A 12,922-nucleotide genomic window follows, 5' to 3' on the forward strand; every position below is an offset into this window, starting at 1 on the left:
CCTCACTTAATTCAAGTTGCGGCCCCGTACGGATGCCGTTATTCCTGTTCGCAAAACAGAGCAAGCAATACCGGTGCCCTGCCGCGTAAACTCAATTGTGATTTCCCCTATCGGGATATTTGCCCCGTCGCGGAGTGTACCGGTTAATGTTGCGACGCCTGCCGCCTGCCCTGATAAAGCGCCGACACCGGAAAGCGTACCGGTGATGGTAACCGTACCGGCTGACAGGCCAGATAATGCGCCTTTTGCTTGTAAAGTCCCGGTGACGACCGAAGAACCGGCCGCAACTCCTTGTAGGTTTCCGGTCGGTGCCGCGTTGTGGAGAGTACCGGAGGCAATACACGACCCCTCGGATAACCCGTTCAGTGATCCGACGCCGAAAAGGAGCGCTGTAATATCGCACGTACCGGCCGCAGAACCGGAGAGAGATCCAGTACCAGAGAGAATTGCCGAGACGGTCGCAAGCCCGTAAGCTGATCCAGACAAACTACCAGTGCCGGTCAGGACGCCGGAAAGAACGGATGCCCCTTCGGAGGCCCCGGACAATGCACCTGTGCCGGTAAGAGTACCCGATGCCGTGGACGTGCCCTCCGATGTGCCAGAGATTGCGCCTGATCCTCCGCCCTCGGTGCGATAGATAAAATCAACGTATGTTGTGTAGGTAGAATCCCCGTCGTCCTCAGTGTAAAGCACCGGAAAATAGTCAGCGTTGGATGGGAGGACCGGAGCTACATTCGGGTGTCCGCTGGGTGCAGAGTCATTGACAATTACCTCAGCGCTCCATCCAGCATCATACGATCTGCGGCATATATCGCCGTCACTGTTGACATATAGACAGTAGACAACCCCGTCATCCTGGTAGCCGATTGCGGGTTCAGAATTAAACGTACCGGGAGTTGCGAGCGTAACCGGACTACTCCACGAGTTCCCCCATGTTTTATGAGCATGCCGGATAACGTACGTTCCATCGACCTGATCTGCCCAGACTACATGTATAGTGCCGTCACTATCGATAGTAGCTCCGAACTGCCGGGTGAGAGCGTCACTTGACGCAGTTGTAATGTAATCAGTGTCAGCGTCAAAACTGTCTACGCCGTCCCAACGATACAGATAAAATCTACATCCGCCCGTCCTCTGCTCATAGACAACAAGCGCGGGCCTGCCGTCTGCAACGACCATCCCCACGCGATGCTCAGTATCAAACGTGTCTCCGGTGTTATAGGTAGCTGTAAACGTCTCACCGTTATCGCCGGAATAGTGCACATAGATAAGGTCTGCTCCGGACTGCGAAACAACCCGATCTGATATCCATAGATTTGTACCGTCTGCGACCATGCCTCCGCACGACCCAGTATTACCTGCCCCCCATGGATTAAGAGCGGCGTCGTCGGCACTGACATGGTGCGCTCCGAGGTAGACTGAGGCAAAAAACTTGCGGTATGTAATTCCACCGGCACCGTTACGATCAGCTGTATGCAAATATCCGGCAGAATCAATCCATACTGTAGTATGATAGTTAAAATCAAAATCGCCGACCGGGTGCCATGTCGCGCCCCAGTCGTTGGAGAAAAAAATGTCGTTGCCGGTCGCCTGCACCACTGCCCAGATATTCCAGGGGTACGTCTGATGAGGGATTATTTTGTATCGTGGAAGGGCCAGCGTCGCATCGTCTGTTACATCAGTCGCAAGAGGTACGCGTCCTGTCGGTGTTGCCGGCTCTGTTGTTTTAAGGGCATCGTCAGGAGTTCCACTTGTCGGGTTATCTCCGCTGTTGAGCGTATATGTGCCACTGAGCGTGATCCCGCCCTCGTCATCGATAATGTCGCCTGCGAATGGACAGTGTACGATCAGATCAGTAGTCGAGATATTCTGAGGATCAACACCGGCAAGGTATGCATCCGCCTCAGCTGGAGTTAAAACTCTGTCCCAGATAGCAAGCTGTGCAAGCGATCCGTCAAAATATGATCCGGGAGAAGAGTCGTTAAAACGCCCAAGAGCTAATTGATTAACGTTATCAGGCGTTAGTCCGTTGCTACCAGAGACAACTTCAATTTCACCGTCTGTCCCCATTAAACGGAGTGTCGTGTCATCGGCCTCGAAAATTATGACTACCCTGCGCCATACGCCGGTAGCTATTGTGCCGGTACTACGGACATTATTTATCACACTATCACGGGCGCCAGCTTCGATTACATTGCCCTCACCGTGATTAAAGTAGATGTACCCCAACCAGTCTGCTGATTGACTCGTATTTGCGATGCAAAATAGTGTCCCGTCTGATAGACTGTCAAGTTTAAATGACAGTGCGACGGTAAAAGGGTAACCAGTTACCGGAGTTGAGCTATCTATGTATTGTGAGCTGCCAGCGTCAAACTGTATACCCATAAGTTCCTCAGGTTCCTCCTGCCCTACATCCCCGAATCCCGCAAGCCCTGTATTTTCTTTAAGTCCGTCTCCTCTTGCCACGGGAAATACCCGAAAGGGCCGTCTTGAGTGACGGGTACCTCCTCGGTAGAATATGCGAGCGATGAATAGGTTACATTCCCGCCGCCATCGGTGTGTTTGTATCTCAGGGCGACATACCAAGGGACTCTCGGATAGAGTGCAATCTGCATTTGTGTTGCTGTGGTTATGCCGAAGAAAGTCAGGTTTTCAATCGGCTGAACTTCAATGTCGCTTCCGGGATATCCGTAGACTTCATATTCAATCATATCCCCCGGGAGGAATGGATTTCCGTCTGCGTCCTCAATTATCGCGTTCCATTCCAATGTCGGATGTGAATTGTAAAATACCTGCTCCTGCGAAAAAGCGAAAAATAAAAGAAGCGTAAAAATCAAAACGAATAAAATCTTTTTCATGACATAATCTCCCTAATTAAAATCAATCCAGCGGTTGCCATAGATGCGGCAATACCGACGGTGTTCCCAATGCTTCCCGGATCGCCTCCGGTCAGCACAAAAACAATCACGCAAACAATCGCACAAGCAAGCGCGCTCCTATTCACTATCTTTTTTATTTTCATATTCTCCTCGTATGCGAAAATATTTTTCTTCCGTTGCTCGAACATCCAGGTAATATTCGGCAATCTGAATCCACAGCTCAGATGGTATTGTCACCGTCTGGCCGTCCTCTGAATATTTGACCCCGAAAGGATCAGGCGGCCTGGGAAAATCAATCTCCGGCGGGAGTATCGTTTCCGTCACTGTCTGCGGCGAGCTTATGCATGATGTCAGTAGCAGACCGAGCAGGATGATCGCTATTGCGAATCTTCCGCTTTTTTTTAGCAGTGTCACGGTTTACCTCCTCAATTGCGTGTATTATGTGATCCCTACGCCTCACCTCTTCGGTTAGCCTGTGGACTTCCTTCCGGTGTTCCCGGCGCTCAATGTCGCGCTCTTTGACTATTCCGGCGGTATGTTTAAGCTGTTTTATCCAGAGGAAAAATCCGCCCCCTGAAAGCAAGGTTGCAATTAAAGCCCATGTCAACACTTTATGCCTCCCATGTGCATTGACCCGCTACCGCTCGCCACGTATCGCCGTATTCGCGGTTGTGAAGAGTTACAGTTAATTTGACATTTCGTAGCAGCAGGTGGTAATGGTCATAATCAAAGGTCTCAAACTCGCGGACCATTTCGTCAGCCTCGAAGATATAAAGCATGTTGTCGGCTGGTTGCCAGATAGGGACAACTGGTTCCGGCTCAGGCTCAGGGATAATTTCTGGCTCATCGATTGCCACTGGAGCAGTTTCCAACTCCATCGGCTGTGCGCAAGCTGACAGGATCAGCGCAAGGCTAATCAATTTTAACAATGTGGTCATAACCGGTTTCCCGCTTGAGGATTATCGCCCTGAGTTTTACGTTCTTCAAAATCAAGTCTCTGTTTTCCTCGGTCACTTCGACGGACTTCACCTCTTCTAAGATTTCACGTTGCTGGTCAACCGTCTCGCCTTCTACGTCGACCGGCACCGTTTCATATTCGCCGGTTTTTTTCAAAATCTTCGCTATCATAAAATCTCCTTATGCTACGTATGAGCGGCCCCACAGATACATGTAGGCTGCTATGTTTCTGGGCCTGGTCTCACCGTCGGTTGTTGCCGAGGTGCGGGCGTTGGGCGACCCTGAAGAATCTAAAGAAACCAAGAATCTATTATAGCTACCTGAAGTAGCAGCAACCCCATCTGCAATGGCTGTCTGGTAAAAAGCGCCAGTAGCGGGTGCAATAGCTGATCCAGACGCTACAATAACGTCTCCCGTTATCCTCTGCATCTGATCGAGCTTCCGAAAACCGCTTACCCTGTCCGACCCCTCTGACATGATTGCGTATCCGTCAACGGGGAAAAGTCTCGCCGTGGTTGTCGACCCTGCGACCCGGTGCCGGTAGAACGAGGCGACGGCTGTCACTCCGCCGGAATTGTCGGATGCTGCATAGGCGAAAGATATCGTTCTGGATGCTGCGTCAACGTCGGTAATGGCGTAATCCCCCGCGGCAATGTCTCCAATAGCCGATGCAAGCGTGATGGTCTGCCAGTTTCCATATCCGCCATGTGCCACGGTGTCTTCCGACAGGACTCCAAGGATTGCGAGCTCGGCGGTAGTGTTGGCAAAGGTCAGTGTTGCAACGTTCGAGACTATCGCCCAATTGGTGACGTCAAACTGGTATTTCTCCCCCGTTTTGTTGTGCATGTAATAAGCGGGTCGCGCCCTAAGTACCGGCACAAGGTCGGGCCAGTTGGTCGCGGAAATATCAAGATGGTCTTCGATACTGGACAGGCACACCGCAGGGTTGAAATCTTCAGGGTTGTCTTTATCGAAGGCGGCCGGGGCTTCGTATTCCTCGGAGAAAAAAACCTCTCCAAGCTTTTTACCGTATTTAATCGCCATTCCTTTTATTGCCGATAGAATGTATGTATTCGATCCGTCGGCCTCGGCAATTGAAAATTCATCTTGAACGCCGATAAGCTCCCGCTGTACGTCGTTCGCCCATTGAGCGGTGACAACCGTTCCGTCGGGGTTTGTTATCGGGTCGTAGTCTGCAAACTCATTTGATACATGCCCTGGTCCTGCTATTTTTCTCATTGTCTACTCCTTGCCTACTTCTGCAAGCCCGGTCACACCGAGCCCTACCATGGCGGTGTCGGTGATACCAAGTACCGTCACGTCATAGACCGCCGTATGTGTCAGCGGTGCTATCCTATCTAAGATATTTTGAATTCCGTTAAGGTCATACGGTGTTGAGATTTCGCCGGTGACGCGGTAATAATAGACGGGATATGTCCCGTCCATAGCTCCGGCAGGTACCCAAGATTGATAATCGGTCGTTACCATCTTGCCGATCATGCCGATACCTACCTGGTTAATCGGTTCTATTTCCACCTCTTCGATGGTTACGTTCGGATACGCAACCTGTAAGACAGCCTCGATGTATTCTTTCGATTGGCCACCGATCGCAGTAAATGCCTGCTTTGCCCGCTTCCGTAGTGTCGCCGTCGATTGTGTCGGGTCATAGGTAATTCCGAGCTGTGCATACCATTGCTGTAGCGTATCGGTGGCGGTGCCTGGGTTGCTCTCGGTGATAACGTCCATTAGGAATTCCCGGAGGCGTTCCAAGGAAAGCGCGAGGGCGTCAACCAACTGTCCGATATTTCCGAACAGTTGCCACGGGTGGCCAGGTGGGAAAAGGCTTCTCAATGTCGAGCGCATTATACCCATGATAATGTCCTCAAAACGGCAAGTTCTGAATCATCCAGTTCATACGATGCGATAGAAGAGCCTCCCGCATTCTTCAGTACCACCGTGGCGACCAGGGCCCCGGCGTCGGCGGTGATTTTTGCGATCTCAACTTGACTGACGGTGTGTAGGTCGTTCGGCTGATCGTCGTACTGCAATGGACGGCGGCTGTACATATAATTTTCAATTGCCGTTTCAATCGCCGCTTTTACTGCTGCGGTGTTCGGTGATAAATTGCTGATGTCAACGTCAAAGTTTAATTCACTAAACGCCACTGCAGACACTTGAGCATTAAGCGGTTTTCGTTCCGGGTCGCTGACGTAGTTTTCTACCTCGGTCAATTTCGTCGAGTCCGGGATTCTGTCTGCTGGGTCATCAACGTCCAGGAGCGGATAAATATTTACAAAACCGGCCGACGGCTGAAAAGCGAAAGCCTCGGCGATGCCGGAAACCTCAGTTGCCCATAGAACATAGTCCGCAACGGATCCGCCCTGTGGTATGTTCTGCTGACGGTAAAGGATGCGGGAACGAAAAGCCGAAAGCGTTTCCTGATCTGCGCCGGACTGCGTGACCGAGGCAACGGTAATTGTATTATCAACTCCTGCCTGCGGGGTGACGATTGAAAGGGTGTCGGCAACATCAAGGTGTACCGCTTCTCCGCCTTCGAGTGATTCAAGTTTTAGCGTGCCGGTGGTGGTAAAGGTGAGCGCATCTGTGACCTGATAAACATTTCCGCTATCCTGGAAAAGTGTTCCTATTGCAATGGTTGCCCCTGATCCTGTGACGGTCGCAGTGCCTATCCATTTTTGAGCCGGCGTCCTTGTTAGTCCGTATTCTTGCCCCCGGAGTGATAGGGCGTCATCGTCCATCGTTGCTGTAAAAATCTGGTCGTATAACCATGCCCCGACCCGGTAGAGAAGATGAAGCGCCCCGGCTAATGCGGCAGCGAGTACACGCCAGACAGCGCGGGGAAGCAGTGGGGCTTCCTGCCCGGTTTGCGTTTCAATGTCTGATAATATCTGGTCTCTGATTTCCGCGATGGTAGGAATCGTTATCATGCTATTTCAACCTCCTGGGCGTTCCAGTTCAAGGCGTATGCGTATGTTTCAATGTTCTCCGGCTTGACAATTTTCACGCGTAAATCCAGCCGCCCGCCCGGTTCGATTTCAGCCTCTACTATCACCTCATCCGCAATCCCTGAATCAGTCAGCCATGCGATGGCAGAGCGTACCGATTCGATTACATCGTTCCGGGTGTTGACCGTGACAGGGCCATTCATCGCCTGCGGCAGTGTTGACGTGTAGCGTTCGTCTTTCGGCGTTGCGAGATTTCCCCACCATGGCCCGGTAAAGATTGACAGGTAAACTGCGTTAAAAAGTCCGTCCGTCATTTCCGGCTTGCCATTTACTATGGTTATTTCACCGCCGTCACGGGTCGGTGTAATTTTCAGGTCTGCCATTATCCCCCCGTCTTGACCGTTGTGGTCTCTGCTGCTGAGATATCCAGCGTGATGCTTCCGGGAGTGCCGGAGCCGTCAAGTTTTGTTCCGAGTACCGTATTAAGCGCGGTAATCATTCCATGTACTGCGGTGTCGAGTTCATCGAAAGTGACCAGCCGTTTATCTGATCCGTTAATTTCAATCGTGCCGTCAGCCTTGAGATGTATCCGCGCCGCCTCAGTATCGCCTGCGGTGTTGGTTGAGTAGACAACCGTCTCCCCTGCCGCCGGGTTAATCTCGACCCTGTAATTATGCGCGGCTACTACAATGCGCCGGTTGCCTAATGGAATTTCGATAACCTGATCATTAACCGTCGGCGCTGATGCAATCCCCGGATTATGGTACATCTCAAGTTCTCGTTCAGCGATTGCCGTCTGCGTTTTAATGAGTACCGCTTTTCCCGGAGCAGTTCCCCGGCGGGCGTACCGGATGCCGGTTACTTTGCTTAATCCTCCCACGGCATATCCTCCGGGTATGTGTTCGAGTAGGTACCGGGAAGCGTCAGATCAAGCGTAGTTATCCTGCCTGATGATTCGTCCATCGAAAATGTGGCCTGCTTAATTAAAAAGAGGGATGGCTTAATGATAAAAGCGCCGGGGGCCTTGAGCCTGATTACTTCCCCTGCCCGCCAGAATGCGCCGTCATGTTTCCATCCTTTGACGATTACCTGTGGGGTGTAACTTGATATCCACGCGCGGGATCGTGCGAGTTTCGCCGCTGCCGAATAGTCCGCGCTCTCCTGCTCCGGCTGTATAATTTTCTTCCCACGGATTGCCGGGGCCATGCGCCGATCCGTGACGGTTGCCGATATGTCGGGATTTCCGTCAGATGAGGCGACAATGATGTATTCGTGATGCAGGGTGGTAACGTCATGACCGGCTGAAACAGATACAACATTCTTTTCCCCCTCGATGATGTCGGCCACCGGTGCACTGTCTGCGATGTTGACAAACTCAAGGCGGCCGGTTGCGGTCGGTCGGCCGAATAAACCATTAGCCGCAGCGAGTTGAGATAAGAATTCATAAACCGTTTGCCCCGGTGTAATCTGCACATCGGCAAGCGGGGCGGTATCGGGGATGGCCTTCACTGTGTAGGGGTGCGCGATTTTTGCGGCTATCTGATTAAAGGTGAGCCCGGTAAACTGAAAAGGCGGGCCTGCTGACCAGTCGATAAGTACGCCGGTGATTGACCGGCCCTGAATATTCATTGACCGATTCTCAGGGTCTGTCACAAGAGACAGCGCTTCAAGGTAGCCGGTAATCAATTTTTCATCGTCCGCCCAGACTACAACCTGCTGAGACTGATACGGGCGAAAGCGCCGTATATTATCTGGCGTTGGATTCCAGGGAACGGAAAATGAAAAAGCATCTGCGCCTGAGTCAATCGAGCGGATAACTGACAAGCCAGACCAGCCGGTTATCCTTTCGCCACGGTTTACCTGCCCTACCTGATCGCCTCCGATTTCAATTATGATCCGGGGGTCACTCATACCAGCGGACCTCCCGGCCATTCGGAATAGTTAGAATTTCATTTCCGGTCAGGCGGTTATAGGCGATAAACTCAGACAGGGTATCTTCGAGATTGTCTATATCGGAATATAATTCGTAGACCAGCGCCAGGGGGTTTATCGACCGGTCAAGGGTTCGACGCTTTTCAGTCGGCAGGTTAAGCGCCCGGTCAACAAGGTTTGAAATTGCGCGGGCTGATGCCTGTTCTGCTGCGGCCCTTGATGCATAATCCGATTTGAAATTTCCCGCTGCTTCTATCGCTTCAACTGCTGTGGAGATATTGGCATTGAGCGCGTTCAGCGTGTCGATAATATCGGCCGCTTGAGAGCGTGTTGTTATCGTGCCGTCAATCGTCGCCTCGGCTGCGGCTGCCTGTATCGCATTTGCTTGAGCGGTATTGATAAGGCCGACCATTTCGCCGTATGCAAGCGTCTGGCTTTCAAAACCTGCGATTATAGTTGAATAGGTCGCGCTGTAGCCTTCAATCTTCGATTGTACATTTGTCACCGTTCGGGCCGGGAGACGATAGAGCGTCAACAACTCCTGCATCAGATCAGCGGGGGCAGTTACAAGATCGTCAATATTATTTGTGACCGAAGTGATAACCGCTTCTATGTCTGCCTGCAATCCATCGACCGCCGCAGAGACAGAAGCAAAAGCCGTTTTGAACCGGGCCATGTTTCTGACAACGGCATCCTTTAGTCCGGCTATGCCTTTCGGGTCGGTCAGTTCTTCGCCGTCAAGTCCGTCGGTGATTGCGGATGCGGCAGTATCGGCATCGGCGGTAATCTGTAAATCGGGGGCAGCTTCGATTGTCGGGTATTCATCGGCGTCCTCGGGTGCGGTAATAAAATCAACTTCAAAAACCGCCCGTCCTGCGCCGTTGACAAATTCTTCTGTCTGCGTTCTGGGATTAGGGAGTACGCGGACATTTCCCCACCGCGGATGATTCAGAAATCCAGGGCCGGTTTCAAGGAGTGCGTCCCAGAAGCGATCACCTTCGAGATCGTAATCTTGCCCGGTAATGTAGCAGCGTACCGGATAGGTAATTGTCCGCTGTCCTAGGTCCTGGACGGTTCCACCTTTCGCGCCGGGGCTCTCTGTTACCGGTGCTTTCTTCCCGCCGCTTCGTGACAGGTCGTCAAATTGCAGGGTAAAAGATTTACCGGAAGGTGAGGTATAAACCATGTCGCGGAGGCGGTCATTAAAACTCATCTGCCCCCCAGGTAGCCATAGTTAAGATTAACCCCAGGAGCAATCCCACGCTGTCGTACCGTCGACCCGTTCGGGAGTCCGCCTATATTGACGTCAACCGTGGATTTCGATTCCGAGTAAGACCGGGATTCTGCCATGCCCTGATTTGCAGAGAGTAAGCCCCGCATTTCGGGACGGCTCCCGCCACGGTTCCCGAAGTATTCCCGGCTCTCCGGAGTAGAGTCAGCACCGAGCCCGCCGATAAAATCGCCGACCGCCCGAACAGGTGTCATGATGGCATCCACGATAGCAAGGATCCGGCGCTTTGCATCCTCAAAAGATTGCAGGACGCCGCCCCAGAGGGCCTGGAAGAATGCTTTTATCGGCTCCCAATATTTGATAATGAGGACGGCCGCTCCACCGATAGCCGCAGCGAGTAATCCCCATGGCGTTGTCAGCGATAAGAGCCGCCCGGCAGCCATGGCCTTTTTTACCGCCTTGATCGCTTCGATCAGACCACGGGTTCCGACGATAGCCGAGGTCACAAGCTTGAACGCGCCGGCTCCAGCCAGGACTGCGGGAATAACCCCGCTCCTCCAGTTCTGAGCCAGCCAGCGGCCGGCGTTCGCAATCCTGGTTATGGTCTCCTGGATCCTCTGGTTTATAAGATCCTGGTTCAGGGCGACAAAATCGGCCATGCGTTGAATGAACGGCTGCATAGCATTTACCAGCGGGGCGATTGCGTTATTTTTTACGGCAGTCATAGAGTTTTTTAAATTCGTCATCGAGTCAATAAATCTCTCGGACGATTTTGCCGCGTTTGTGGAAATAACGTTTCCATATTTCCGCGCCTCTTCCCGGAGGGCTTCAATCCCGGCGGTTCCATTTTCGGCCATGACAATGAGTTCTTGACCGGCCCGACCGAAAGCCGCTTGAGCCAGGGCCGCCCGATCCATCGGGTTTTCAATCGCGGCCATCTGTTCTACCAGTATGGAGAACGCCTGTTCATTCGATTCTGCAAGTTTCAGCTGTTTAGCCAGTGCGGGATTCTGTTTATTAAGTAGCGTGGTCAAGGTTCCCGTACCGGCTCGGAGGTCGCCGACATTCTTATTCAGCCGTTCCATGGCGGTAGTAAAGGATTCAGCGGATACCCCGGAGCGGTCGGCGGCAAACCGGAGTTCCTGGAATGATTCAGCCGATAGACCGAGACGCCGGGAGGTCTTGGCGATTTCGTCCCCGGCTTCTGCGAATTTCATAGTAGACCGGGCCACGGCAAAGGTGGCCGCCGCCATCCCTGCCCCGGCTGCGAGTGCAAACCGTTTGACGTTCTGCTGCATCCTGCGGATAGGACCAGAGAGACGGTCAACTGCATTAAATGTCGTCGAGACTGTCGGCTTAGGCACTGAGTCCCCTCCTGCGTAAGCGTCTGACTGCTACCTGGTTAAACTTCGCCCGGATATATTGCGGTGTGCCATATCGCTTAATCGCGTCGTCGTGAAAATTAGTGTCTTTTAGTTTCACCTCTTCGTGTTCCAGGGTTCTCAGCATCGTAAGCCGTTTGTTTTTATTTTTCCGTTCGTACAGACCACGTGGACGGCCGTCGCCTTTCGGGGTGCCGATGAAGAATTTCCCGGTATCGCCGTACTCGCCATCTTTGAGACTGTCGCCGCCGCCGATGCGGTAACGCTTGGCGATTGCCTTTAGAATGTCCTGCGACGTACGGGCCTTGCTGGTAGGAATCGGGAGGGCCCCATCTTTCCCCTTGATCGTCTGTCCGCCTTCCTGCGTCCAGAGATAAGACGAAAAGGTTCCGGTCCTGGAAAACATGCGGTCAATGTTCCTGCCACGTGCTTTATTAAGTGCTTGATATGGCCGCGCCCTGCTGGATTTCATCGAGTTAATCGTGTATTTCGTCCGTACACGTAACCGGCGCTTGACGTTTTTTATCTGCTGCTTTGTTGAGGCGTCGGCAACGATATTCAAGGTTTCTGCGATGGCTTCCGGGAGTACAGTTTTCCCGGCCATGTCGAGCGCGAGCATAGCGGAACGAGTATCTATGTCTGTCGGGAATGCTACGCCCTTACTTGCCATACGCCTTTGCGTCCCTCTCGTAGAGCTTGACCGCTCCGTCATACCATCCGATAAGTTCGGATACTTTGAGCCGCCCGATTTCCGACGGCTGGAACTTGAATCTGTCGGCGACCGTAAGGGATGCGTCCCAAAGGTCAGCCGCCGACATCATGAGAAAAAACCCATTACCGCCGCAGCAAGGTTCATATCCCGCGCTTTCATGCGCCCGAGTACACCTTCCGGTTGCCCGACCATCTGCGATAAAAGGCGGAGGCTCATTGCGAATTCGTCTTTGATCTTTTGCGCCTGCCTGAGCTGTTCGACGGTAGGTTCCGAGACTTCCAGCATGGTGAGGGTGTCGCCGTTCTCAAGATTGATAGGTTTTACCAGTTCGATAATGAAAGTCTCTGATCCTTCGGAATATGTAATTCTGCCCGCTTCGATTGCCCGGATAAGCCTGTCCCTGTCTGCGGTTATTACGGTGTCAAATTTCTCTTCCCAACTTTCAAGCAGCGCGATGGCCTTCTCCTGATCTGCCATTTTGCTAACTCCTAAATCTGTTCAAACTTCGGGCCGGATGCGGTAATTTCTACCTGCCCGGTTCCGGTGTTGGCGTCCAGCACATCGACAATTACCAAGTCGCCCCGGTAGGTTGTCCCGTCCACAAGGGTCAGATAGCAGGGCACCTTGTCCCCGCTGTCCGCCGCTGCCTGCAAGAATTCCAGGTCTCCCCGGTCATGATCGAGCAGAACCGGTAGTCCGTCGAAGCCTCCAAGTTTCCGCCGCTGGGTTACGTGGATCCCGCCGTTCCCGGTTGCCTCGGTTTCGTTTTGGTAGCCAGAAGTCCTGAACGTTACGTCCGACCCGGTCACAACATCGAAGAGGCGGTTATTGATCGAACACTCTCGTATATCTCCGCTTTTCAT

Annotated in this window: 18 protein-coding genes; all 18 read right to left on the reverse strand. The window is 52.6% G+C overall.

Annotated features, from left to right (window positions below):
* Positions 1-6: 6 nt before the first annotated feature.
* Positions 7-2,466, reverse strand: coding sequence for a LamG domain-containing protein (locus tag B4O97_RS03400; protein ID WP_158084131.1), 2,460 nt, complete (start codon positions 2,464-2,466; stop codon positions 7-9).
* Positions 2,409-2,858 (reverse strand): hypothetical protein, encoded by a 450-nt coding sequence (locus B4O97_RS03405; protein WP_083048341.1) that lies wholly within the window; start codon positions 2,856-2,858, stop codon positions 2,409-2,411. Before B4O97_RS03405 ends, B4O97_RS03400 begins: the two co-directional genes overlap by 58 nt.
* Positions 2,855-3,022: a hypothetical protein gene (locus tag B4O97_RS19425; RefSeq protein WP_158084132.1), complete on the reverse strand. Its 168-nt coding sequence runs from the start codon at positions 3,020-3,022 to the stop codon at positions 2,855-2,857. The genes B4O97_RS03405 and B4O97_RS19425 overlap by 4 nt, the downstream gene beginning before the upstream one ends.
* A 149-nt stretch (positions 3,023-3,171) precedes the next feature.
* Complete coding sequence (locus B4O97_RS03415) at positions 3,172-3,489, reverse strand: hypothetical protein (protein WP_083048345.1); 318 nt, start codon at positions 3,487-3,489, stop codon at positions 3,172-3,174.
* A gap of 1 nt (position 3,490) precedes the next feature.
* On the reverse strand, positions 3,491-3,817 hold the full coding sequence (locus B4O97_RS03420) for a hypothetical protein (RefSeq protein ID WP_083048347.1): 327 nt from the start codon (positions 3,815-3,817) through the stop codon (positions 3,491-3,493).
* A complete protein-coding gene (locus B4O97_RS03425) occupies positions 3,792-4,007 on the reverse strand; it encodes a hypothetical protein (RefSeq protein ID WP_083048349.1) in 216 nt (71 codons plus the stop codon). Before B4O97_RS03425 ends, B4O97_RS03420 begins: the two co-directional genes overlap by 26 nt.
* A 9-nt stretch (positions 4,008-4,016) precedes the next feature.
* Positions 4,017-5,075 carry a hypothetical protein gene (locus B4O97_RS03430; protein ID WP_083048351.1) on the reverse strand — a complete coding sequence of 353 codons (1,059 nt, stop codon included), beginning with the start codon at positions 5,073-5,075 and terminating at the stop codon, positions 4,017-4,019.
* Positions 5,076-5,078: 3 nt separating this feature from the next.
* A complete protein-coding gene (locus tag B4O97_RS03435) occupies positions 5,079-5,708 on the reverse strand; it encodes a putative phage tail protein (protein WP_083048353.1) in 630 nt (209 codons plus the stop codon).
* Positions 5,699-6,784: a baseplate J/gp47 family protein gene (locus B4O97_RS03440; RefSeq protein WP_083048355.1), complete on the reverse strand. Its 1,086-nt coding sequence runs from the start codon at positions 6,782-6,784 to the stop codon at positions 5,699-5,701. The genes B4O97_RS03435 and B4O97_RS03440 overlap by 10 nt, the downstream gene beginning before the upstream one ends.
* On the reverse strand, positions 6,781-7,185 hold the full coding sequence (locus B4O97_RS03445) for a GPW/gp25 family protein (protein ID WP_083048356.1): 405 nt from the start codon (positions 7,183-7,185) through the stop codon (positions 6,781-6,783). Before B4O97_RS03445 ends, B4O97_RS03440 begins: the two co-directional genes overlap by 4 nt.
* Positions 7,185-7,682, reverse strand: a complete 498-nt coding sequence (locus tag B4O97_RS03450) for a hypothetical protein (RefSeq protein WP_083048357.1) — start codon at positions 7,680-7,682, stop codon at positions 7,185-7,187. The genes B4O97_RS03445 and B4O97_RS03450 overlap by 1 nt, the downstream gene beginning before the upstream one ends.
* A complete protein-coding gene (locus B4O97_RS03455) occupies positions 7,670-8,713 on the reverse strand; it encodes a phage baseplate assembly protein (RefSeq protein ID WP_143305508.1) in 1,044 nt (347 codons plus the stop codon). Before B4O97_RS03455 ends, B4O97_RS03450 begins: the two co-directional genes overlap by 13 nt.
* Positions 8,706-9,947, reverse strand: coding sequence for a DNA circularization N-terminal domain-containing protein (locus B4O97_RS03460; RefSeq protein WP_083048359.1), 1,242 nt, complete (start codon positions 9,945-9,947; stop codon positions 8,706-8,708). The genes B4O97_RS03455 and B4O97_RS03460 overlap by 8 nt, the downstream gene beginning before the upstream one ends.
* Positions 9,944-11,329: a phage tail tape measure protein gene (locus tag B4O97_RS03465; protein ID WP_083048360.1), complete on the reverse strand. Its 1,386-nt coding sequence runs from the start codon at positions 11,327-11,329 to the stop codon at positions 9,944-9,946. Before B4O97_RS03465 ends, B4O97_RS03460 begins: the two co-directional genes overlap by 4 nt.
* Positions 11,322-12,017 carry a hypothetical protein gene (locus B4O97_RS03470; RefSeq protein WP_083048361.1) on the reverse strand — a complete coding sequence of 232 codons (696 nt, stop codon included), beginning with the start codon at positions 12,015-12,017 and terminating at the stop codon, positions 11,322-11,324. Before B4O97_RS03470 ends, B4O97_RS03465 begins: the two co-directional genes overlap by 8 nt.
* Positions 12,007-12,168 (reverse strand): hypothetical protein, encoded by a 162-nt coding sequence (locus B4O97_RS19430; protein ID WP_158084133.1) that lies wholly within the window; start codon positions 12,166-12,168, stop codon positions 12,007-12,009. The genes B4O97_RS03470 and B4O97_RS19430 overlap by 11 nt, the downstream gene beginning before the upstream one ends.
* Positions 12,165-12,536: a phage tail assembly protein gene (locus B4O97_RS03475; RefSeq protein ID WP_083048362.1), complete on the reverse strand. Its 372-nt coding sequence runs from the start codon at positions 12,534-12,536 to the stop codon at positions 12,165-12,167. The genes B4O97_RS19430 and B4O97_RS03475 overlap by 4 nt, the downstream gene beginning before the upstream one ends.
* 11 nt (positions 12,537-12,547) lie before the next feature.
* Positions 12,548-12,922, reverse strand: a complete 375-nt coding sequence (locus B4O97_RS03480; protein ID WP_083048365.1) for a hypothetical protein — start codon at positions 12,920-12,922, stop codon at positions 12,548-12,550.

The organism is Marispirochaeta aestuarii (genome assembly GCF_002087085.1).
Lineage (GTDB): Bacteria > Spirochaetota > Spirochaetia > JC444 > Marispirochaetaceae > Marispirochaeta > Marispirochaeta aestuarii.